We start from the raw sequence: 24,367 nt of genomic DNA, 5'->3' as shown, positions 1-24,367 counted from the left end.
TTGTTTCATATCAAAATACTATTATCATGAAAAAAATAATCTTTACAGAAAAAGCTCCGGCTCCTATTGGACCTTACAACCAAGCGATTCTTTCAGGAAACACACTTTACACATCCGGACAAATTGCTATCAATCCTGCTGATGGAAATTTAGTAACGACTACTATCGAAGCCGAAACTACTCAGGTTATGGAAAACCTAAAAGCAGTATTAGAAGCCGCAGGAATGACATTTGAAAATGTAGTAAAATCAACTATTTTCATTATCAACATGAATGATTTTGGAGCAATTAATACTGTTTACGGATCTTATTTTAACGAAAAAACCGCTCCAGCTCGTGAAACGGTTCAAGTGGCTTGTTTGCCAAAAAATGTAAATATTGAGATTTCTATGGTAGCAGTGTTATAGCACTCAATAACAATTGTGCCGAAGCTTCATTAGTAGCTATTGGCACATTGTGCACATCACATACACGAAGCAACATATTAATATCTACTTCATGTGCGTGGCTGGCCAATGGATCTTTAAAGAATAAAACCATTTTAGTTTTTCCTTCTGCTACACGGGCTGCAATTTGCGCATCACCTCCTTGAGGACCTGAAAGCATTTTCTTTACTTTAAAACCCGCTTTCTCAGCTTTTCCTCCAGTAGTTCCTGTGGCAATAAGTTTAATTTTCTCTTGCTTTAACAGTTCAATATTTTTATTCAGAAACTGAACCATATCCACTTTTTTCCCATCATGGGCAATAATAGCAATTTCCATAATTCTTATTTGTTAGCGATATGATAAGAAATTAATCCGTCAATTGGTCTTCTTAAAACATTTCCTAATTGTAAATCATATTTATCAAAAGCCAGCTGTAATTCGTCTTTTAAATAATAAGCAATAGAACCTACAAAATGTACCGGTACTTCTTTGCAGTTATCAAATTGCATGACATAATTTTTTATAAAAGATTTCATTGCTTTACGAATGATTTTTTTACAAAAGTCAGAGTCTTTATGCTGAATTAAAAATTTAGCAAATGTTGCCAAATAAGCATTTGGATTTTCTTCTTTGTATAATTTATTTTTAATAAAATCAGGATCGACATTAAATTCTTTTTCAAATTCAGTAGCTAAATCCTTAGGCATTTTATTAAAATAATATTTTCTGATAAGTTCTTTCCCAAAAACATTTCCACTACAATCATCCATAATAATATACCCTAATGATTGTACTTTTTGATGCAATTCCTTTCCGTCAAAATAACTACAGTTAGAACCTGTACCTAAAATACAAACAATAGCCTCCTGATCTTTTGGGGTAGTTGCATAAACGGCTGCATAAGTATCCTCTTCAACAACTATTTTTGCATTAGGAAAATATTCCTGAAAAGCAGCTGACAAACTGGTTTTCATTCTGTCAGTTCCACAACCGGCACCGTAAAAAAACAAATGAGTAGCAATTTTTTTACTTTGCTGAATATCGAATCGTTCATCTAAACGTGAAATTATCTGATCTGCTTCCAGTATCTCCGGATTCAGTCCTAAAGTTTGACTTGTGAACAATATTTTTCCATGGTCGTCTATTGCAATCCAATCCGCTTTAGTAGAACCGCTATCAACAATTAATTTCATTTTCTTTAGTATTTAGATGAGTATTATTTTTAGTTTAAAAATGTAATTTTCACATTAATTAAAGGTATATAAAATAAGAAAATCCCGTTCGACGCATCGAACGGGATTTTATATAAAAATGTGAGATTATTTTAATCCGGCAATATGAACTGATAAATCAATTAATTTACTAGAGTAACCATATTCATTATCATACCAAGATACTAATTTAAAGAAAGTAGAGTTTAATCCAATTCCTGCAGTAGCATCAATGATAGAAGTTCTTTTGTCAGAAATGAAATCCTGAGAAACAACAGCATCTTCAGTATATCCCATAATTCCTTTTAATGAAGTCTCAGAAGCATTTTTCAATACTGCCATAATTTCTTCATAAGAAGTTTCTTTAGCTACTTTTACAGTTAAATCTACTGTAGAAACGTCAGCAGTAGGAACACGGAAAGCCATACCTGTTAATTTTCCATTTAATTCCGGGATCACTTTTCCAACAGCTTTAGCAGCTCCTGTAGAAGATGGGATAATGTTGATTGCAGCAGCACGACCACCTCTCCAGTCTTTTCTAGAAGGACCATCAGCAGTCATTTGAGTTGAAGTTGTAGCGTGAACAGTAGTCATTAACGCTTCAACAATTCCAAAATTATCATGAATAACTTTAGCTAAAGGAGCTAAACAGTTCGTAGTACAAGAAGCATTAGAAACAACTAAATCAGAAGCTTTTGCAGTTTCATGGTTTACTCCCATTACAAACATTGGAGCATCAGCAGAAGGAGCAGAAATGATTACTTTCTTAGCACCACCTTTGATGTGCTCACTTGCAGTTTCAATAGTTGTAAAGATACCTGTACATTCAGCAACTACATCAACATCAACTTCGTTCCATTTCAAATCAGCTGGATTTCTTTCAGCAGTGATACGAATGTTTCTTCCGTTTACATATAATTTACCTTCTTTTACTTCTACATCTCCATCAAAACGACCGTGAACAGAATCATATTTTAATAAATAAGCTAAGTGATCTACATCTAATAAATCGTTGATAGCTACTACCTCTACATTGTCTCTGTTAAAAGACTCTCTAAAAACAATTCTTCCAATTCTTCCGAAACCGTTTATTCCTAATTTTACTTTTGACATTTCTTTCTTTATTTATTATTGTTTATTATTCGATTAAAAAAGTGATTGCAAATTTAATAATTAATTTGGCTACAAATTTTATTAAGTTGTTATAATATCAGAAACTCTTAATAATTCTCTGTCAATCTCTGATTTTCCTTTTATTGCTTGTACTAATGGAGTAAGATTTACGGTATCATTCTTTAATCCTACCATAAAGTTTGATACTCCGTCTAATAACGATTCTACCGCTTTTACTCCTAAACGGCTGGCAAGTACCCTGTCAAAACAAGAGGGTGTTCCACCACGTTGCATGTGACCCAATACCGAAACTCTTACATCATATTCAGGTAAATTAGCCTCAACATAATCTTTTAATTCGAATACGTTTTTACCTATTTTATCTCCTTCGGCAATAACCACAATACTGGATGATTTTCCGGATGCTTTACTTTTTTGAAGTGATTCTAATAAACGGTCTAACCCTAAATCTTCTTCAGGAATTAAAATTTCTTCGGCTCCACCTGCAATTCCTGCATTCAAAGCAATATGTCCTGCGTCTCTACCCATTACTTCAACAAAGAATAAACGGTTGTGAGAACTGGCGGTATCTCTAATTTTATCAATACAATCTACAACTGTATTTAAAGCAGTATCATAACCTAAAGTATGACTGGTTCCAAAAATATCATTATCAATAGTTCCCGGAATTCCCATTACCGGGAAACCAAATTCAGAGTTAAACATTAAGGCTCCGGTAAAGCTTCCGTCTCCCCCAATAACTACTAAAGCATCTATTCCTTCTTTTACTAAATTTTCGTGTGCTTTTTTTCTTCCTTCAGGAGTTCTAAATTCAGATGAACGTGCCGATTTTAAAATTGTTCCTCCTTTATTTATAATATTATTTACACTTCTTGGTCCCATTTCAATGAAGTCGCCTTCAATCATTCCCTGATATCCTCTGTAAATACCAACACATTCTAAATTGTGATAAGCACAAGTTCGAACTACTGATCGTATCGCAGCATTCATTCCGGGAGAATCTCCACCAGAAGTGAGAACCCCTACTTTTTTTATTGATTTTTGCATTATTTTAAAATATTAAAGTGTAAATTTAGGAAACATAAATTACTTTAACCCCTTCTGAGTTATTATTTTAACCAATCACTACAAATTCAAACGTTTTCGTTAATAAGTTTTAAAAAAAACAAAAAAAGCCTCATTTTTTTTAACAGAAACTGATTTTTACACCATATAACTAAGAATAACCTATTAATAATATTTATTTAACATTTGTTAGGAATACAACATATTACTAACACGACCTCCAGTTAACTTACTAACAATAAGTATTTTGTCAGTTATTCCTCTTCATCGGTTTTTATTCCCTCAGCATTATTTTTAGAGTCTTCTTTTTCAGGTTCTTTATCATTATTGAAATTGATGTACTCAGGTGTAACATTCGAATCCTGAAAATATTCATTAGGTGTATTGACTCTTTCTATTTTATATTTTTTGAATATCTTACTAACTAACTCTCTAAAAGTATCAAAATCTACCTCATACGTCAATCCCAATCCCTGGGTATACCCTATTCCCTGACCAATGTAGTTGATGTCATTTTCTCTGTTAAACAATCTTAAATTCATCGTACCGTCCTGATTGACTCTGTATTGTACTTCTAAATCACCTACCACTGCTGATTCATTAATACCACCAAAAGGCACACCTACTTTTCCATTAATGGAGATTCGTTCGTTAATTTTTGACGAAATAGTTGCCACAACCCTTCCATCTGTTTCTTTTCCAATTCTTCTGTCGGGAGAAACATAATTCAAACCTACCTTAAACTTATCGTTATCTGTTTTTAAAATATCACCTAATAAACTGGAGGCTGTTTCAAACAAACTTCCTGAAAAATCCGATTGATTCACGCCCTCAGGACTTAAAAATCCTCCGGAAGAAAGCAGGTACAAAGCCTGTGTTTGCCTCACATCTTTATCATATAATTTATATTGAATTTCCGATTTTAAAACGTTACTTACCGTAGGAAACTCAATTGTAAAATCAGGTTCCGGACTGGCTAAATCTCCCTGAATTCCGATAATTACATCTACAGGAACTTTTCGGTTAAAAGAGGAATTAGCTAATAAAACAGCCGGATTAGCTATGGTTTTATAAACTGCCTGTAAATTCAGCTGAGCCCGCATAGGATTTCCTTCCCAAGTAATAGAACCTCCTTTTTTAACATCAAATTTTTTATCGATTAAGCCGCCGTATTTAAAATTATAAGTCCCTTCATAAGCCTGAAAGTCTCCCCACATCTGGAATTTTCCCAGGGTATTAATTTTAAACAATAAGGAGCCATATCCTTTTCCTTTCATTCCGTGACCTGAATTCCTGTCCAGAATAACTTCAACCTCAGCATCCGGTGTAATATCCAGATCAAATTCTAATTCGAGTCCGTTGTACCTTCTGGTGTTTTCAACGATACCCATTTTAGTATTGTATTTTTCTTTAGGAGTTACAAAGTGTATAAAAGAATTTTCACCTACACTTTCAGCCGAATTAATAGGGATTTTTACTTCTGAACCTTTTTCTGATTTTGCTGCTACTTTAATAAACAAAGCGTTTGTAGGTCCTTTTATTGTAGCATCGCCATCAATAAACGCAGTACCGTAATAAGCCACCTCTTCGGAATCCTTAGTATCTAAAACTACCAGTCTTTTCGAATTAATAGCCAAATCTAATCGCCAGTCAGAGAAATTAGTATGCTCTATCCTACCATTGAGCATTCCTTTAGTATTAAATTTAGAGTCTGTTATCGTATTGCTTCTGAATAAAAATGTCTCATCAACTAAATCTACAATGGAACGATCATTCAGTTTGTAATCAACATTTAAATAAGGAATCGTCATTCCTGCCTTGTCTACAAATAATCTTCCGCTTATTTTGGGCTTATTTACATCACCGGTTACTATAGAATTTCCGGTTACAAATCCACGGATATTAGACAGAACATCACCTCCCAGCGAACTAAAAACACCTAAATTGAATTTATCCAGTTTTAACTTTAAATCCAGAATGGTCTTTTTATCGACCACTTCAAAACTTCCGTTGGCATTAAAAGATTCTAAATTATCATTTTGCAAATAAGAATCAATAGTGAATTTCTCTAAACTCTGATTTCCTTCAATATTGAATTTCAGCGTCCCTAAATCGGTTTTATTGATATTCAAATTATTTACAACCAATGAAGCCGTTGGCTTGTACATGAGGTTATTTTGCTTAAAATGAACCGCTCCGTTTACATTTCCGTTAAAAACAAACTTACTGCTTAAAGGGGTAATTTTATACAAATCGATGTCCTTAAAACGCAGTTCTAAATCTTTATTGAAATCATCTTCTATATTTCCGTTAAGAGTAACTGACTGGTCTTCATGAGACAATATAATGTTATTAAAAATGAAATTCTTAAGTGATTTATCAAAAGTCACTTTGTTATCCGAATCATCTTTTTGATTCAGATACCAGATATTTTCTTTGAATTTCATCTCTGATTTACTGATACCTACCACATTATTATTATCCTTGTCGATGGTATGATATAAGTTTAAATTGAAAAAATCTTCCCCTTTTTCACCACCTTTAAACTCCGATCTAAACAGCAAAGTATCCTGTGTAGTAATGTTAATCAAACTAAAATCACGCATTTTATAATAAGGTGTTTTTATACTGTCTAACTCTACATAAGCATTATACAACGGGTTTTTATTATCAATCGCTACTCTGATGTTATCAAAACTATTTTTGGCATATCTAATTTTAGGCGAATTAAAATTCATTTTAAATTCCTGATTATCGGACCTTATATTTCCCCTCAAAACAGTATTCGTCGCTAATTCGATTTCAGGATACAGAATTTCAACTATCTTATTATAAATAGTGAAGTTAAATCTTAAAAATTGTCCTTTATTTACTTTTTCAGGTTTGAAATTAGTGTATAAACTCCCCAGAGAATTCCTTGTTAATCTGCCTAATTGATTAAACTGAAAACGCCCTACTACCTTGCCATCAATAATATCCGGTGAATCAATAGTTAGCGTACGAATCCCTTCTTTGTCAAAAGTAGAATTGACATTAAAGTCATCAAAAGAATATGTGTCTTTTACATTCTGATAAGATGTTTCATTGAAAGATACATTTCCCTGTAAATTTTCAACTGTATTTCCGGTAAGCTGAACCACAACATCTCCTTTAAAAACAGAAACACTGTCTTTAACAAATTTCAACTTGTTTAAATCAGCATGAACGACATTAATATGAAAATCATATTTGTTTTCAGTAGCACTTAAATCCAGCAGACCGTCAAAATCCATTTGTAAATTAGGATCGGCTACCGTAATTTGTCCTTTATAGTAAGGTAATTTAAAGTTTCCGTTAACCGAAATATCGCTGTAGGTATATTTTCTAAAATCCACTTTATTGATGATTCCTTTTAACTGGGTATTGAGATATTTTTCGGTAAAACCTTTACCATCCACGTTAATATCCATACTAACCAATCCTAAATCATCACGGCTTAAAAATGTCCCGGCATCAAACTCTTCTAAAACAACATTTCCATTATAAGTCGCTTTATCAATAAAATCAATATCATTCATAGAAAAAACAGCCTGCATTCTTCCTATTTCTGATCTCATATTCAAAGCAGCATCAATTGCTGATGCTGTTAATTCCAGATTTCCTTCCATCCAGAAATTACCCAAAGTCTTTAATTCTACCGGTAATTTTTTTCCAAGGACATTAGGCAGCATCGTAACCAGATTATCGTAACTGGAAGTCAGCTTCGTAAAATCACCATTCATATAAAACGGCTGGTTTTTTTTACCAAAAATATTTTTGAAATTAATAAAACCTTCAATACGTGATTTTCTCGAATCAACCAGTTTTAAATCATTCAGATATAAATTATTAAGCGTTCCTTTTACATTGGTTTTATTGATATAAAAAGACTGATTAACACCTAATTCTTTATAAAAATACCGAATATCATTAGTCCCAATGGCAGCCGAATGAATTTTAACATCAAACTTTACTTTATCATTAAACTGAGCAAAATCTTCAATTTTATAATTTAAGGCTACATCCGCTTTAATTGTAGTAGCAGCGGTTTTTAAATTTAATTTCTCCAGCTTGATTTGCTTCTTGGAATAACTGAACACCGTACTGATGTTTTCCACAAATAAACCTCTGTAATCTAAAAAAGACAATTTATTAATTGTGGTGTTTACTTCAGGACCATACAATTTAAAATCAGTAAGTTCAATATTTAATTTTTTAAAATCTACATCTTTGGGATTCTCTCTGTTATAATCCGTCAATCTAAAATGTCCGTTACTTATAAAAGCTTTAGCTGATTTAAAAAGAGTACGTTTACCCGTTGATGGTTTTCCTGAATCGAAGGCATCAATAAAAACATCAATATTGGTTTTCTTTTCGTTTTTATAAGTTTTTAAATCAAATAAAACATCATCTAAACGAATCGTTTTAAACAGCAAGTCACCACTATTAATGAATCCATTAAGATCAAATATATTAGTTTTTAAGATTCCCGAATAAATCAAGGTGTCTTTATGATGGTCTAAAATCAGAACATTCTGAATTTTAACCCCTCCAAAAGCAGAAATTTTTACTTTATCAATATTAATATTAGTACCAAAATCGTTGTTTATGCGATTCATGAAATACCGCCCCAATTTCGTTTGAACCGACGGTAAAGATAATGCGATACCAAGCATCAATAAGAAGATGATGAGCCCAAGAATTATACCCGAAGTTATTTTAATCGTTTTTTTGATATGCTGTGTTGTTATATTTTATCAAATATTATTTTGCCCAGGGAAAGAGCGAAACCTTAAATAAAAATTCTTTAATTTTGGCTGCGCCGTAAAATTAAAAAAAATAAAATCGGTTTCTAAAGATAATTCAAAAATTGTGTGCTTTTATGCTAAATCCCGAGGTTTTTATTCTTGCCATTGAAAGTTCCTGCGATGACACCGCAGCAGCTATCTTATGTAACGACAAAGTACTTTCAAATGTTGTGGCTAATCAATTAATTCATACCCAGTATGGCGGTGTAGTTCCTGAATTAGCTTCGCGTGCCCATCAGCAAAATATTGTTCCGGTAATTGACGCCGCTCTTAAAAAAGCCAATATCAAAAAAGAACAGCTTTCGGCTATTGCATTTACACAAGGTCCCGGATTAATGGGTTCTTTACTCGTAGGTAGTTCTTTTGCTAAATCATTGGCAGTTGCACTGGGAATTCCGCTTATTGCGGTTAACCACATGCACGCTCATATTCTGGCACATTTTATAGACGAAGAAGGTTTTGATAAGCCCGAATTTCCGTTTCTGGCCTTAACCATTAGTGGCGGACATACACAAATTGTAAAAGTCAATCATTTTTTTGACATGCAAATAATCGGAGAAACCACTGATGACGCCGTAGGAGAAGCTTTTGACAAAAGTGCAAAAATCTTAGGCCTTCCCTATCCCGGTGGTCCTTTAGTCGATAAATATGCCCAATCAGGGAATCCAAAAGCTTTTCCGTTTACCAAACCAAAAGTACCCGGATTAGACTTTAGTTTTTCAGGATTAAAGACCGCTATTTTATATTTTATCCAAAAAGAAAAAGCTAAAAACCCCAATTTTGTGGACGAAAACATTCAGGATATTTGTGCTTCAATCCAACATACGATTATTGAGATTTTGATGGACAAATTAAAGTTAGCCGTTCAGGAAACCGGAATTAAACAAATAGCAATTGGCGGCGGTGTTTCAGCCAACTCAGGAATTAGAAACACACTCAAAGAAGCGGAACAAAAATACGGATGGAAAACCTTTGTCCCAAAATTTGAATACACCACCGATAATGCCGCAATGATAGGAATTGTAGGTTATCAAAAGTTTTTATCTCAAAATTTCGAAAACGCTTCTGTAGTATCTAAAGCGCGAATTCAATTCTAAACTATGCAATTATTTTATAATCCAAATATTGACGAACAAACAGCATCTTTTTCCTTTGACAAAGAAGAAAGCAAACACATTATCAAAGTCCTGCGAAAAAGAGACGGCGATATTTTATTTGTAACCAATGGAAGAGGTTATTTGTTCGAATGCGAAATTACCTTAGCTTCTGACAATAAATGCACGGTGCAGATTAATTCATTTGACAAAAAAGAAACGCCCAAATTCCATTTACATCTGGCTGTAGCACCCACAAAAATGAACGATCGTTACGAATGGTTTCTGGAAAAAGCCACAGAAATAGGTATTCAGGAAATCACACCGATAATTTGCGATCGTTCCGAAAGAAAGGTTATCAACAAAGAACGTTTTGATAAAATTATCTTATCGGCATTAAAACAATCGAATGAATTGTATCTTCCTAAACTAAATGAAGCCGTTACTTTTAAAGAATTTGTGAACCAAAAAAATAACGGTACTTTATTAATTGCCCATTGCGAAGAAACCGATAAAAAAACATTGAAATCAGTTTTAAAAACGAATGAAGACATTACTTTGTTAATTGGTCCGGAAGGCGATTTTTCGGTTAAAGAAATTGCGTTGGCTTTAGAAAACAACTTCATTCCGGTATCTCTAGGCAACACCCGATTAAGAACCGAAACAGCTGCTATTGTTGCGTGTCATAGTGTGGTGTTTTTTAATGAAGAATAGTTGATTAGTCCTTAGTAGTTAGTCCTTAACAATCAAACTTTTCGACTAAGACTAACCACTAAGGACTAACTACTAAGGACTAGGTACTCAAGGACTAGGTACTCAAGGACTAACCACTAAGAACTAAAAAAATGAAAAAACTCTGTCTTGTTTTCTTATTGATTTCTTTCGCTGCAATCTCTCAGGAAATTGCGGTGGTAAAATACAGCGGCGGTGGCGATTGGTATTCAAATCCTACTGCTCTTCCTAATTTGATTCGCTTTTGCAACAGCAATATCAATACAACTATTAACCCTAAACCCGCAACGGTTGAACCTGGCAGTCCTGATTTATTTTCATATCCTTTTATACACATGACAGGACACGGGAATGTAGTTTTTAGTGAATCGGATGTGGTGAATCTTCAAAAATATTTAAAAGGCGGCGGTTTTTTACATATTGATGATAATTACGGAATGAACGAATACATTAGAAAAGAAATTAAAAAATTATTCCCGAATAAAGAATTAACCGAAATTCCCGCTACACATACTATTTTTCAAAAGCCCTATTTGTTTGCCAATGGATTGCCTAAAATTCATGAACACGACGGTAAACGTCCACAGGCTTTTGGGATTTTTATCGACAACAGAATAGTACTTTTATATACATTTGAATGTGATTTAGGCGACGGCTGGGAAGATGCCGAAGTTCATAATGATCCCGTTTCTGTTAGAGAAAAAGCGTTAAAAATGGGTGCCAATATTATTAATTACATCTTTAAAAACTAAATTCAAGTGCAATTAAAACACGAAGAAAATCAGTTTACACCCACACAATTTCCCATCACTTTAGTTTGTGATGCTATTTATTTCCAGCAAAATATAGGTTCGCTTTTTAGAATTGGCGAAGCTTTCGGAATTGAGAAAATTATTTTCCTTGGAAAAGATATCCCGTTAAATCCCCGGAAGATAAACAAGACTTCCAGAAGTACACATTTGCATGTTCCTCATACTGTTTTCGAAGAAAAAAGCGATTTAATTACGTATTTACAGCAAAATGAGTACGAAATAATTGCTTTAGAAATAGCTTCAGCCAGCAAGCCTTTAAAAGAAGTTAAATTGCCTTCGGGTCAAAAAATCGCACTTATTATTGGCAGTGAAATTAACGGAATCAGCGACGAGCTTTTGAATATTTCCAATCAAATTGTACACATCAATATGTTTGGAAAAAACAGCAGTATGAATGTAGTTCAGGCTGCAAGCATTGCTTTATATGAATTTACGTCAAAATTGATTTGATATTTCTTTATCTTTATAAACTAAAACATACTTATGATAACATCAAAAACTATTGGTAACGGAATTCTGCGTGCCTTAATCATCACAGCGGGATCTGTATTATTACTTTATATTTTATACCTGATTCAGCCCGTTATTTATTTTCTTTTTATCGCTTTAATTGTAAGCATGATTGGAAGTCCAATTGTACATTTTTTAGAAAAAAAATTAAAATTCAACCACATTGCTGCCGTGATAGTCACGATGCTTTTTTTCATTTTGTTATTAGCCGGTTTTATAATGATGTTTGTACCGCTGATTATTTCGCAGAGTGAAAACTTATCACTTTTAGATACCGAAAAACTTCAAAATGACCTGACCCAGCTTGTGGAACGCCTGAACAGTTATTTTTCAGATCGTCATATTGATACCGAAAATCTAATAAAAGAATCTAATATTGCTTCGAAAATCAATCTGAATTTCATCCCTAATTTCCTCAACTCTATTTTAGGAACCCTTGGAAACATCGGGATGGCAATTGGTTCAATCATTTTTATCTCTTTCTTTTTCTTAAAAGATAAAAAGCTTTTTACAATAAATGCTAAAAAAATACTACCTGAAGAACATGAAGACAAAATCTTAAAATCATTCAGAAAAATCAATCATTTGCTAAGTCGTTATTTTATTGGTTTAATTGGTCAAATAACCATTCTGTTTGTATTATATCTAATTGTACTACTTATTTTTGGAGTACAAAATGCGCTTATTATCGCATTTATAACTGCATTACTAAACATCATACCTTACATTGGCCCGTTAATCGCTACTATCTTAGTTGCTGTATTGACCATGCTGGGTCACCTGGATCCGCAAGTTCAGGGTGATATGCTGTCCACAACCTTATACGTATTAATTGGCTATTCGATTGCACAAATAATTGACAATAATGTGACCACTCCGTTGATTTTTTCTAACAGTGTCAACTCTCATCCGTTGGAAATATTTATTGTAATTTTGGCGAGTGGTTTTCTTTTTGGCGTTTTAGGAATGATTGTAGCGGTACCTCTTTATACGATTATTAAAGTGGTTGCAAAAGAATTTTTCCCGGAAAACCCGGTAGTAAAAGTATTAACAAGAGGAATTTAAGTTGGCTTCAGAAATTTTAAGAACAGAAATACAACAATTCATAAACGCTAACCTTAGTAATGATGTTACGAAATTAGCGTTGAAAAAAAATCCGTTTCCGGAAATTGATTTTGCTGTTATTTTAAATCAGATTACAGCAAAATCAAAGTCGGAAAACAAGCTCCCCAGTTGGTTTCAAACCGAGAATATTATTTACCCTTCAAAGGTTTCGGTAGAACAAACTTCTTCTGAAAAAACTGCTTTATATAAAAGCGAGCTCATTGCAGGCGAAAAATTAATTGATTTAACGGGGGGTTTTGGTGTAGACGATTATTATTTTGCTAAAAAAATAAAGTTGGTAGTTCATTGCGAAATCAACACTGAACTTTCTGAAATTGTCCAACATAATTTCGAACAATTAAAAGTACAAAATATCGAATGTCATACTGGCGACAGCTTTGAAATTCTAAAAAAACTCCATCAAAAATGGGATTGGATTTATATCGATCCTTCGAGACGAAATGATGCCAAAGGCAAAGTTTTTATGCTGAAAGACTGTTTGCCGAATGTCCCTGAAAATCTTGATTTTTATTTCGAAAACACGAATACTATTTTAATAAAAACCGCACCATTACTGGATATTTCTGCCGGTTTATCAGAGTTAAAAAATGTAAAAGCCATTCATATTATAGCTTTAGAGAATGAGGTTAAAGAGCTTTTATGGGAACTACATAAAGATTACACGGGAGCAGTCACATTAAAAACAGCCAATATTACTAAAGAAACTGTTGATGCATTTGAATTTGTAATGCAGCAACATGCAGTATTTCCTTCGTATAGTTTACCAAAAAAATATTTATTTGAACCCAATAGTGCCATTATGAAATCAGGCGGTTTTGACGAGGTCGCTGTGCATTACAACATCAGTAAATTACACAAACATTCTCATTTGTACACTTCAGATGAAATTATCTCTTTTCCCGGAAGAACATTTAAAATCACCACTGCTTTTTTATACAATAAAACCGAAATGAAACAGCAGATGCAGGGAAAACAGTTTCATATTACTACCCGTAATTTTCCTGAAACAGTAGAAAAAATCAGAACTAAATGGAAAATCAAAGCAGGAGGGAATTTATATTCTTTTTTCACTACAGATGACAATAATAATAAAATAGTGTTAATTTGCACCAAAATAAATCAAAATGAAACAACTATTACTTAGCACTTTATTCTTTTTAACCCTTAACTCTTTTTCGCAGACCGCTTGTGAGTACACCACTAATATTACGGATTCTATAGGAACTTACAAAGTAACTAAAGAATGTCTTATGTCTGAAAAAGTATTTGCCGGAACTTCCAATTATATTTTTTGTTCGCTGGCCTCCACCGATGGATTACCCACTTTAAATGTACAGCTTATTCAAAAAAGCAAAGGATTTATCAAAGCAAATTGTTTTAACAAAAGCTCCCGATTGTATTTGCAATTAAACAACGGAAAAGTAATTACTCTTATTCATACTGATTTAGAATATTGCGGAAGCATGATTAGAGATGAAAACGGTTTTGACAACCGTGTAATTGTGGGCACTTTTATGTTTATGAAAGGTACAATGGAAGATTTAAAAAGTTCGCCGGTTTCCTTAATGCGAATTAAGTTCTTAACGGATATTGAAGATTACGTCATCAGGAAAAAGATAACTTCAGAGTTAAACGGAACCGTTTACGAACCGGAAACTTATTTTATGAAAAACTTACACTGTATTGAGAATTAAAACAGCTGTTTTAGCATTCAATTAAAAAGAACGGATTTGGAAACAAGTGCGTTTTTTTTGTTTCTTTTTTTTCAAAAACCTGACGAAAAATAAGGGTACAAAAAAAGCCCCGAATTTCTTCGAGGCTTTTGCATTTTGGGTGGATGACCGGGTTCGAACCGGCGACCCTCGGCACCACAAACCGATGCTCTAACCAGCTGAGCTACAACCACCATTTGCTTTGCGGTTGCAAATATACAACGTTTATTGGCTTCTGCAAACTATTTTTTGAAAAAAAACAAAGATTTTTAAATCAAATCACCTAAGCTATTGACTGCCAAACATCTTTCAACTGTAAATCCTTCGGCATAATCTAACCCTGAGAGTCTGCCTAAGTCTCTGGAGCGATAATTTAAGCTTTCAAAGAAGTTTTTTGATGTTATTGGTGATTCCGGTTCTGTAGAATCCGGATCGTAAAATTGAGAACGATAGGCTAAAATAGCTTCGATTTTCTTTTCCGTAAATCCCGAAATGTCAACAACAAAATCAGGTTCTATGTTTTTCCACTGAATATAATGGTATACTACTTTAGGACGCCAGGCATTTTGCTGCTTACCATCCAGCTCTGTTTCTATTTTCATTAATCCGGATAAAAAACAAGCATCAGAAACTAACTTGCTTCCTTTGCCATGATCAATATGACGATCGTCTATGGCGTTGCACAATACAATTTCGGGTTGGTATTTGCGAATCATTTTGATGATTTCAAGCTGATGCTTCTCATCATTGACAAAAAAACCATCTCTCATTTCTAAATTCTCTCTGACAGAAACTCCCAGAATTTTTGCAGCAGCATTTGCTTCCTCATCCCGAATTGCAGCCGAACCACGGGTTCCTAATTCGCCACGGGTCAAATCAACAATACCCACTTTCTTCCCTAAAGAAATCTCTTTTAAAATTGTACCTGCACAGCCTAATTCAACATCATCAGGATGTGCGCCAAAAGCTAATATATCTAGTTTCATCGTTTGTATTTTTCCTCCACCAGGCCGCTTCCGAAGGAGGTGGAGTTACTTTATCTAATTTTTATTTTTTACTTTTTGTATTCTAACTTCTTTATGTTCTAATTTTTTTCTTTCCCCTCCCTAAAGGGTGGAAAAAAAATTCTACGTCTAACGTCTAACCCTTCCCACTTCTAACTTCTAACTTCTAACTTTTTTCTTTCCCCTCCCTAAAGGGTGGAAAAAAATTTCTACGTCTAACTTCTAACTTCTGACTTTTTTCCTTCCCCTCCCTAAAGGGTGGAAAAAAATTTTCACGTCCATCTTCTAACTTCCCACTTCTAACTTCCCACTTCAAAGCACGCTTTTCATCGTCATTGACTTATTCACGCTTTCCTTCCATTCTTTTTCCGGGATGCTTTCCTTAGTAATGCCGCAACCCATATATAAATGTGCCCGCTTTCCTTTTATTTGCATACAACGCAGATTAACAAACAAATCTGATTTTTGTTTTTTCTCTGTAAAATCTTTTTTGTTCAGTTCTCCTAAAAAGCCGGTATAATATTTCCGGTCATAACCTTCATTTTCCAGGATAAATTCTTTTGCAGCTTCTTTGGGTAAACCACAAACAGCAGGTGTGGGATGCAAAACAGAAACAACCTGAGTCAGCTTAGAGGTCTTATTTATTATTCCTTCAATATCGGTTTTTATGTGCAACACATTTCCTGCCTGAACGGTGTACGGACTCGAAACAGCCACTTCAGATGTTAAGCCTTTTAGGTTTTCTAAAATGAATTCGGTAACATATTGTTGTTCTTCAATTTCTTTTCGTTCCCAGACCACATCAGTAGTACCGTTAAAATTTTGTGTTCCGGCTAATGCCATCGAACAAAACTTTTTTCGACTGGCTTTTAACAATCGTTCCGGTGTAGCTCCCATCCATAAACCTATTTTAGGATGGTACCAGCAATAGCAAAAAACATTAGGAAAACGCTGTATCAATCTGGTAAAAACGGTAACCAAATCAAAATCAGGCACGTCCAGAATCTCTTTTCGGGATAAAACGACCTTTGTAAATTCGCCATTTTCAATAGCTTTAACCGCCTTTTGAATCAGGTTTTCAAATTGCGATTTTCCTTGTTCGTTTTCTGAAACTTCCAAATCAGCAATTGGGGTATCCTCTAAAGGATCAATTTCTGATTCCCAGATTACCGATTGATTTTTAGGAATTAATATCATCTGACTGCCGTGGAACGGAGCAAATACAAAACCAGTTTCATCTAAAGTTTCTGCAAAATACAGGTGATCATTCTTTTGAAAAAAACCTCTAACCTCTGTTTTATAAGGTTTGCTATAAATCGCAAATGGCAATTCCTGAGCTTCTTGCTGCTTTACTTTTATAAAAAAATCAATCATATATTGTTTTTATTAAAGGTTCGTTTTATCTCAATAAAATCTAGCTTGTTTTTTTCCTTTTTGGCAAAACCATATTAGTCAGTTTGCATAGCGAAATAAGATTGTCCCGCTCGTCTGTGATACGGATTTCCCATAAATGAATACTTGCTCCCTGATGAATGATTCTTGCCGTTGCCGTAACGATGCCCTCCCGTTTGGCTTTTAAGTGATTGGCAGAAATTTCTATACCCCTTACTTCGCTCACTTCGGGATTGATGAATATAAAGGAAGCCGCACTGCCTACACTTTCTGCTAAAGCTACCGAAGCCCCTCCGTGTAATAAGCCCATCGGCTGATGGACACTTGGATTAACCGGCATCGTAGCGGTTAGAAAACCTTCGCCTGCATCCACATATTCAATATTTAAAGTTTCCATTAAAGTATTTTTTGAAATACGATTACAGTACTCCAATATTTTTTCTTTATCGAATGTCATGAATTTTGTTTTAATCGATTGTAAAAATAAAGAAAAGAATAGAGACTATCCTCTAAATGAGAGGCATATTCTGCAAAGGATTTAAAAATTCAGCAGACACCAATAAGTTTTTTTCTATTTTTACAAAAAAACCAAAACCCATGCGTTTCTTTTCGCTGCTTTTTATATTTGGAATGCTATTCTCCATCAGTTCATGCCGCTCTGATTTTTCCACTGTACCCAGTTCCGGAAAATTAGGTTTCTCACAAGACACTGTTTTTTTAGACACCGTTTTTTCAACCATTAGCTCCGGCACTTATCTTTTAAAAGTGTATAACCAAAGCAAAAACGACATCCATATCCCCAATATTCAATTCAGTAAAGGATTAAATTCTAAATACCGAATGACTGTTGATGGGATGCAGGGAGAAAGCAACAAAATTTTTAAAAATGTCGTTTTGTTAGCCAGAGACAGCATGTATGTTTTTATCGAAACCACGCCTAATATTGCTGATGCAAATCCGGATGATTTTTTGTACACAGACAATATTGAATTTGACAGCGGAACCAATTTGCAAAAAGTAGCGCTGCTGACCTTAGTCAAAGATGCTGTTTTTTTATATCCAAAGCGTTTGAGCAATGGAAATACCGAAACCGTAACTTTTGACGATACAGCACTCAGCGGTTTTTATCTGGATGAAAACGACGCTGTAAATGGCAATGAACTGCATTTTACCAATCAAAAACCGTATGTTATTTATGGTTATGCAACGGTTCCTGAAGGAAAAACAGTGACTTTTGATGCAGGAGCAAGAGTATATTTTCATTCTGATTCAGGATTGATAGTCCCGCAATCAGCCAGTTTACAATGCAATGGGAAAGCTTCTGAAACAATCAAACAAGAAAATGAAATTATCTTTGAAGGTGATCGTCTGGAAGCGGGATATGTTGACATTCCCGGACAATGGAGCACCATCTGGTTGCGTAACGGCAGCACCAATCACAGTATTAATCATGTAACCATTAAAAATGCCTCTATTGGTTTACGAATTGACCATCATGATGAAAGTACCGTTTCCATAAAAAACAGCCAAATCTATAATGCTTCCAACTATGGGATTTTAACTCAAAACGCACACATAACCGGAGAAAACATTGTAATTAATACTGCAGGGCAAGCTGCTTTAGCATGTACCTATGGAGGTAATTATAAATTTACCCATTGCACGTTTGCTAATTACTGGAACACCCCAAACCAGTTTGCAGTCACCCTAAACAATTACAAACCGGGACTTAATCCGGTAGCTTCAGATTTAGTTCAGGCCACATTTAACAACTGCATTATTTACGGAAGTTATTCTAATGAGCTTTATTTAGATAAAAACAGCCAAGCTTCTTTTAACTATCTATTCAATAATTGCTTATTAAAATCGGAAGCCGGCAGTTCAAATCCGTTATATAATTTTGAGGATAAAACACATTACAACGCTATCATTTTAAATCAAAATCCGCACTTTTTTGATATTGCAAAAAACAAACTCAATATTGAGAATACTTCTGCCGCTTTCGCAAAAGGGAATCCGGCTTACATAATCCCTCTGGACATCAACGGAAAACCCAGAACTTCCCCTCCGGATTTAGGTGCGTATCAAAGTATGCCTTTTCCTAAATAAATAAACCCGTTGGGTGTAATTAGTTTTTGATATAAAAAAAAGAATCCGCCAAAACTGATTTGACGGATTCGATATTATAATCTGAATTATTTTATTATTCGATATAACCAAAATTTTGCTTAAACTCTTTTGTCACATCTAATGTTTGCTGCGGTATAGGAAAGATTCTTCTGAAAGGTTCTGAAGCCGGTTTAGCAGTATAAGGCAAATCAAATTTCCCAAAACGAACCATTTGCGGTCTTCTGTACATTTCCCAGTACATTTCGAAACCAATTTCTTTGTACAATACTTCACTATTTATAGATAAAAGTGCTTTACCTGGTGCATTATTATATAAAGCTTCTCTGGTTCTGTTAATTCGTAACGCATTGACGTCGTCTAAAGCGGCTCCTGTTTGTCCTTTTCTAAAATAAGCTTCGGCTCTCATCGTGTAAATTCCGCCTAATCTAAATAAAGGAATATCCACTTTACCGGCTCCATTTCCAGCTTCCGGATCAAATTCCCATTTAAAGCAACGTACCCCGCGATTGATTTGGTTTTGAGCAAATACTGATTTTGTTGGATCATCAAAATTCAATTCCGGTGTAAAATCCATTCTGGTTCCCGTACTTTTTTCCATGTACAATTCTGATACTTTGATTCTTCCGTCAGCAGTCATTTCAAAACCACCTGTTGAAGTTAATTTTGGACCGTATTGTGGACCTGCAATCATGCCTCTGGTAAAGTGAAACCAAGGCAAATTTTTACTGTTATTAGGTACAAAATCGCTTGCTGGCACACTACCTGTTTCGGTATTAGTAAACCAGGTACCGTCACTATACTGATAAGCTCTTCCAAAACGCGGATCATCATGATTATTATCCCAGCTGTGGTAAAATTCAGGAGTAGTACAAGAACCGTTTGTACCTCTGTTATCAGGGGAAGCTCTTTGATTACGCTCCATTGAGTTATATGCAAAATCGTTATCTCCGTTTCTGATATTGTCTATTTTTTGAATTATGGCAAAGATAATTTCTGATCCGTTTGAGTTATTGATCGAAAAATTGTCAAAATAATTTTGCTCCAGACTAAACTTCCCGGAATCAATTAACAATGAGGTATAATAAATCACTCTGTCCATATCCGTTCCTTGACCTGAAACAGCTGGTTCAGTAAAGTTAAAACTGGAAGTAGCATTATAACGGTCTTTAAAAACCGCTCTGTTTAAATACATTGCTGAAAGTAAACCATAAGCAGCCTCTTTAGTAAATCGGCCTGTATGCGTATTGTTCTGACCTAAAGAAGCCAGATCCGGAATGATAGCTTCCACATCTAAAATTAACTGATCAATATGGGTATCTGCTTTCAATATTTCCAATGGAGCAGCATCAGTTAAAGGATCACGATAAGGAGCCTGACCATACAAATCTAAAGTAGTATAAGTGTAAAAAGCCAAAAGCCCTTTGGCCTCAGCCAAAAATAGTGCTTTTTGAGGGTCATTACTGTTATTAATAATTTTGATAGCCGAGAGTGATCTTGTAATTCCATTAGTTAACAAGTTCCAATTGTCAGTAACAATGGCACTCCCTGAAGTCCAGGTAAATTCATGCATTGCTCTCCATTTTCCACCATCACCCCAGTCACTTCCACGTGTAGGTAATAAGGCCACATCAGTAGTGAATTCCTGCATTGCAAAAACATTTTTACTTACAAAAGTTCCGTCTCCCAAACGGTCATAAGCCGCAGCTAAAGCCCCGTCAACACTAGAGGCATCTGCACCCAATACCTCATCAAGTACCACCTCATCTAAGTTTGTACAAGCTGCAAGAAACAATGAAGCAAATACTACTAACAGACTTGATTTTAATTTATTTAATTTCATGATTTATAATTTTAAAGTTGCGCCAAGAATGAATGTTCTGGATGTAGGATAACTGGAATAATCAATACCGATAGACTGATTTCCTCCACTTGATTTTGGACTGTTAATCAAAGGATCATAACCACTGTACTTTGTTATAGTAAGTAAGTTAGAACCTGTCAGGTAAAGCGTTAAACTTTGCATCCATTTTAAATTTTGATTTTTGAAATTGTACCCGATACGAGCCGTATTCAATCTTAAAAAATCAGATTTTTCTAAATACAATGTCGATAACTGAGGAGAGTTAGTCGCATTTGCACCTGAATTATAATAATCTGAAGATACATTCCTGTCTGATGCCAGGTTGTTTATATTTAAGGCATTTAATCCTGTATTATTTAACAAATATCCTCCTGATTGCCCTATGATAGAAAATGAAAAATCAAAATTCTTATAACGCATCTGGCTGTTAAATCCATAAGTGAATTTTGGTAGTGCTCCTTCAATAATAATACGGTCACTATTGTTTATTACCCCATCATCATTAGTATCTCTGTAGGAATCAGCTCCTTCTTCATCAAAGCCGATATGATCTAACAAATAGAACGATCCGGCAGCATAACCGCTTTTATAGATGTTTGCCAATACTCCGGATTGTCCCGGTCCGGAAATGGTACCTGAAAGAATTTCTGAAACTGGTAAATTTTTAATTTCATTATTAAGAGTCGCACCATTAAAATCGACATCCCAGGAGAAATTATCTGTTTTCATCAGCTGAGAACCCAACATAAATTCAAGTCCTTTATTTACGATTTCTCCATCAATATTTACCCAAACCGTATTAGTAGGACTCAATACCTGAGAAGGAATATTTAAAATAGCGTCAGTTGTAGTTTTATTAAAATAATCTAAGGTTCCGTATAATTTCCCTTTCCATAAATTAAAATCAAGTCCCACATTATATTGTGTTACTACTTCCCATTTTAAATCCGGATTTGGAGTTCGCGTAACCGAAATACCATTTACTAATGCAAGATCATCATAAAGATAATATCCATCGGCTCCTGCAAGTGCATAACTTGCTTTAGTAAGTTTATTTTGGACTTCCTGATTCCCTGTTTGTCCCCAGCTTGTTCTTAATTTTAAATTATCAACAACAGAAGAGTTTACTAAAAAATTTTCTTGGTTAATATTCCAGCCTAAAGCAAATGAAGGAAAATAACCGTATTTATTATTTTCACCAAAACGGGTTGATCCATCAGCTCTCATCGAAGCAGTCACCAAATATTTTCTGTCAAAAGTATAATTCAACCTTCCAAAGTAAGACTGCAATTCATTTTCCTGAGCAAAACCGGTTATATTTGGTTTTACCCCTGAAAAAGCCGGATTGTTTTCAGGCTTGATTCCTGTTGCTTTATCAGCAATTCCATCAATGGTGAAAGCAGTTCCTGATCGTTCAAATTTTTGATATGAAAAACCACCTAATACTTCTAATTTATGTGTACCGCGATTTAGATTATAGGTTAAATAATGCTCTAAAAGAGAACTTTTTGACTCCAGATTATTCTGAGCATACCTTCCTATTGCATTTAAATCGGTGATGTTAGGATAAATGGTCGTATTTCGCTCAGCAATAGAACGATCTACTCCATAATTCAATTTGTATTCTAAACCGTTAAAGATTCTAAAGGAAGCTTCGATGTTTCCTAACACTCTTAAAGTACGGGTTTCATCTTCATAAATACTCAATAAATAAGCCGGATTATAGTGGGCATTCATATTAAAATTAGTGTACTCTCCATTTTCATCAAATACTGATCTGGTAGGGTTTGCCATTAAAGTATGAATAATCAATTGCCCGTTAGAACCACCGTCATCACTGGTAGGAACACCATTATCAGTTGTTTCACTAGCCGTTAAATTCACTTTTACTTTTAATCTTTGGTTATCCAAAAAAGATTCCGCAGCATTAATTCTGGCCGAAGTACGTTTAAAATTACTTTGGTTTACAATACCTTCCTGATCCATTTGTGCCAGAGAAACATAGTAATTCCCTGAGTTAGTCTGCTTAGCAAATGACAAGGAATTGTTTTTAGTAATAGCCGTTCTGTAAATCACATCCTGCCAGTCTGTATTTCCTCCATGATCAAAAGCCGGTTCTGTAATAGCGTTTCTGTATTGATCAGCTGATAACACATCCAGTTTTTTAGCCACTGTTGAAAATCCTAAATAGGAATCAACCGTAAACGACGCTTCTCCTTTAGACCCTTTTTTCGTCGTGATAATCACCACACCATTAGAACCTCTGGCTCCATAAATGGCTGCTGCCGATGCATCTTTCAATACTGTGATAGATTCAATATCACTTGTATTCAAAAAGTTCAGTGGATTCTTAGCCGCCGAAGATCCAAAACCAACATTAGTCCCTGACGGACTCACATCGTCATTAGACAACGGCACACCATCCACAACAAATAAGGGTGTACTACCGCTTCTGATAGATCCTACCCCACGAATAGAAACATTTACTCCCGCTCCCGGTTCTCCGCTGGTACTTACAACACGTACTCCGGCAACTTTTCCCTGCAATAAATTATCTGCTGAGATATTGACACCTTCCTTAAAATTAGATGCTTTTAACTGGGTTACCGCACCTGTTACATCCACTTTAGATTGTTTACCGTAACCTACAACCATCACTTCATTCAGTTCAGAAGAATCGGGTTCCATTGTGATATTCAATAGATATCCTTTAATCACAACTGTTTTAGTTTTATATCCAATAAAAGATACTTCTACTGTTTTTCCCTGAGCAACTTTCAATTGAAATTTCCCATCCATATTAGTAACAGCCGTGTTTTTAGTTGCTGTTTCTATAATTGTAGCACCCGGTAAAGGCTGACCTAATTCATCTAAAACAATTCCCTTAACCATTTGTTGGTCTGCAACCGTTTTTTTAAGAACAGCGTCCTTTTTTATCAAAACCATTTTGTTTATAATGGAGAAATCAAAATGAGCCTTCTTAGACAAGTCATTCAAAATCACGTTTAATGAAGTAGTTGCATAACTTACATCATAACTGGTTTTATCCTGAATTACTGCCTGACCATAACTGAATTTATAATCTGTTTGCTTACTTAACTGTGAGAAAATAGAGATTAAGGTTGCTTTTTGCGAATTAATATTTATTTTTGGAGCTTCGGTAACCATGCTATTTGAATATCCTGCTTGAGAAGATAGTAAGATGGTTGCTAAAAAGAACAGGCTTTTTAGTTTTAAATAAGAGAATTTAAAATACATTTATTTAAGTTATTAGTTTATGACTTTTATCTGTAAACCATGGTTGTTCGTAGCAACTGTGGTTTTTTTTTGTGG

19 protein-coding genes and 1 tRNA gene are annotated in these 24,367 nt (G+C 34.5%); 9 read left to right on the top strand and 11 right to left on the bottom strand.

Annotation, left to right across the window (positions count from 1 at the left end; translation table 11 throughout):
- The first annotated feature begins 26 nt into the window (after positions 1-26).
- The gene (locus BUB89_RS12475; RefSeq protein WP_073245569.1) at positions 27-407 is read left to right on the top strand and encodes a RidA family protein; all 381 of its coding nucleotides are present in this window, start codon (positions 27-29) and stop codon (positions 405-407) included.
- Here BUB89_RS12475 and BUB89_RS12470 read toward each other — a convergent pair.
- The 5 genes from BUB89_RS12470 to BUB89_RS12450 all read right to left on the bottom strand — a co-directional run bounded on the left by BUB89_RS12470 (position 388) and on the right by BUB89_RS12450 (position 8,473).
- Positions 388-762 carry a methylglyoxal synthase gene (locus BUB89_RS12470; RefSeq protein ID WP_073245567.1) on the bottom strand — a complete coding sequence of 125 codons (375 nt, stop codon included), beginning with the start codon at positions 760-762 and terminating at the stop codon, positions 388-390. The two genes, BUB89_RS12475 and BUB89_RS12470, sit on opposite strands and share 20 nt — an antisense overlap.
- Positions 763-767: 5 nt before the next feature.
- On the bottom strand, positions 768-1,619 hold the full coding sequence (locus BUB89_RS12465) for an N-acetylglucosamine kinase (protein WP_073245565.1): 852 nt from the start codon (positions 1,617-1,619) through the stop codon (positions 768-770).
- A 126-nt stretch (positions 1,620-1,745) separates the two neighbouring features.
- Positions 1,746-2,750 carry a type I glyceraldehyde-3-phosphate dehydrogenase gene (gap, locus tag BUB89_RS12460; protein ID WP_073245563.1) on the bottom strand — a complete coding sequence of 335 codons (1,005 nt, stop codon included), beginning with the start codon at positions 2,748-2,750 and terminating at the stop codon, positions 1,746-1,748.
- 81 nt (positions 2,751-2,831) lie between these two features.
- The gene (pfkA, locus tag BUB89_RS12455; RefSeq protein WP_073245561.1) at positions 2,832-3,818 is read right to left on the bottom strand and encodes a 6-phosphofructokinase; all 987 of its coding nucleotides are present in this window, start codon (positions 3,816-3,818) and stop codon (positions 2,832-2,834) included.
- A 272-nt stretch (positions 3,819-4,090) separates the two neighbouring features.
- Entirely contained in the window at positions 4,091-8,473 is a 4,383-nt protein-coding gene (locus tag BUB89_RS12450) for a translocation/assembly module TamB domain-containing protein (protein ID WP_234982635.1), read from the bottom strand.
- Positions 8,474-8,736: 263 nt separating this feature from the next.
- On the opposite strand from BUB89_RS12450, the gene tsaD reads away from it, so the two are divergent.
- The 7 genes from tsaD (at position 8,737) to BUB89_RS12415 (ending at position 14,629) form a co-directional block, all read left to right on the top strand.
- Entirely contained in the window at positions 8,737-9,759 is a 1,023-nt protein-coding gene (tsaD, locus tag BUB89_RS12445; protein ID WP_073245559.1) for a tRNA (adenosine(37)-N6)-threonylcarbamoyltransferase complex transferase subunit TsaD, read from the top strand.
- Positions 9,760-9,762: 3 nt separating this feature from the next.
- A complete protein-coding gene (locus tag BUB89_RS12440) occupies positions 9,763-10,470 on the top strand; it encodes a 16S rRNA (uracil(1498)-N(3))-methyltransferase (protein ID WP_073245558.1) in 708 nt (235 codons plus the stop codon).
- Positions 10,471-10,601: 131 nt separating this feature from the next.
- Complete coding sequence (locus BUB89_RS12435) at positions 10,602-11,240, top strand: DUF4159 domain-containing protein (protein ID WP_073245556.1); 639 nt, start codon at positions 10,602-10,604, stop codon at positions 11,238-11,240.
- A 6-nt stretch (positions 11,241-11,246) separates the two neighbouring features.
- A complete protein-coding gene (locus tag BUB89_RS12430) occupies positions 11,247-11,750 on the top strand; it encodes a TrmH family RNA methyltransferase (RefSeq protein WP_073245554.1) in 504 nt (167 codons plus the stop codon).
- A 33-nt stretch (positions 11,751-11,783) separates the two neighbouring features.
- Positions 11,784-12,875, top strand: coding sequence for an AI-2E family transporter (locus BUB89_RS12425; RefSeq protein ID WP_073245552.1), 1,092 nt, complete (start codon positions 11,784-11,786; stop codon positions 12,873-12,875).
- 1 nt (position 12,876) lies between these two features.
- On the top strand, positions 12,877-14,079 hold the full coding sequence (locus BUB89_RS12420) for a class I SAM-dependent methyltransferase (RefSeq protein ID WP_073245550.1): 1,203 nt from the start codon (positions 12,877-12,879) through the stop codon (positions 14,077-14,079).
- Positions 14,060-14,629, top strand: a complete 570-nt coding sequence (locus BUB89_RS12415; protein WP_073245548.1) for a hypothetical protein — start codon at positions 14,060-14,062, stop codon at positions 14,627-14,629. The genes BUB89_RS12420 and BUB89_RS12415 overlap by 20 nt, the downstream gene beginning before the upstream one ends.
- A 138-nt stretch (positions 14,630-14,767) precedes the next feature.
- On the opposite strand, the gene BUB89_RS12410 is transcribed toward BUB89_RS12415, so the two are convergent.
- From BUB89_RS12410 to BUB89_RS12395, 4 genes are all read right to left on the bottom strand, one after another.
- A tRNA-His gene (locus BUB89_RS12410) sits at positions 14,768-14,841 on the bottom strand.
- A gap of 75 nt (positions 14,842-14,916) precedes the next feature.
- Positions 14,917-15,633 (bottom strand): bacillithiol biosynthesis deacetylase BshB1, encoded by a 717-nt coding sequence (gene bshB1 / locus BUB89_RS12405; protein WP_073245546.1) that lies wholly within the window; start codon positions 15,631-15,633, stop codon positions 14,917-14,919.
- A 330-nt stretch (positions 15,634-15,963) separates the two neighbouring features.
- Positions 15,964-17,025 carry an isochorismate synthase gene (locus BUB89_RS12400; protein WP_073245543.1) on the bottom strand — a complete coding sequence of 354 codons (1,062 nt, stop codon included), beginning with the start codon at positions 17,023-17,025 and terminating at the stop codon, positions 15,964-15,966.
- Positions 17,026-17,065: 40 nt separating this feature from the next.
- On the bottom strand, positions 17,066-17,500 hold the full coding sequence (locus tag BUB89_RS12395) for a PaaI family thioesterase (protein ID WP_073245541.1): 435 nt from the start codon (positions 17,498-17,500) through the stop codon (positions 17,066-17,068).
- A 56-nt stretch (positions 17,501-17,556) separates the two neighbouring features.
- Between BUB89_RS12395 and BUB89_RS12390 the strand changes: the two genes are divergently transcribed.
- Positions 17,557-19,152 carry a hypothetical protein gene (locus BUB89_RS12390; protein WP_307723317.1) on the top strand — a complete coding sequence of 532 codons (1,596 nt, stop codon included), beginning with the start codon at positions 17,557-17,559 and terminating at the stop codon, positions 19,150-19,152.
- Positions 19,153-19,246: 94 nt separating this feature from the next.
- On the opposite strand, the gene BUB89_RS12385 is transcribed toward BUB89_RS12390, so the two are convergent.
- Together BUB89_RS12385 and BUB89_RS12380 are read right to left on the bottom strand one after the other, a co-directional pair.
- Positions 19,247-21,013: a RagB/SusD family nutrient uptake outer membrane protein gene (locus tag BUB89_RS12385; RefSeq protein ID WP_073245539.1), complete on the bottom strand. Its 1,767-nt coding sequence runs from the start codon at positions 21,011-21,013 to the stop codon at positions 19,247-19,249.
- Between the two features lie 3 nt (positions 21,014-21,016).
- Positions 21,017-24,292 carry a SusC/RagA family TonB-linked outer membrane protein gene (locus BUB89_RS12380; protein ID WP_073245537.1) on the bottom strand — a complete coding sequence of 1,092 codons (3,276 nt, stop codon included), beginning with the start codon at positions 24,290-24,292 and terminating at the stop codon, positions 21,017-21,019.
- Between the last annotated feature and the right edge of the window lie 75 nt (positions 24,293-24,367).

The sequence above is a fragment of the Flavobacterium flevense genome (assembly GCF_900142775.1).
Lineage (GTDB): Bacteria > Bacteroidota > Bacteroidia > Flavobacteriales > Flavobacteriaceae > Flavobacterium > Flavobacterium flevense.
This window is presented reverse-complemented; position numbering and strand designations above follow the sequence as displayed.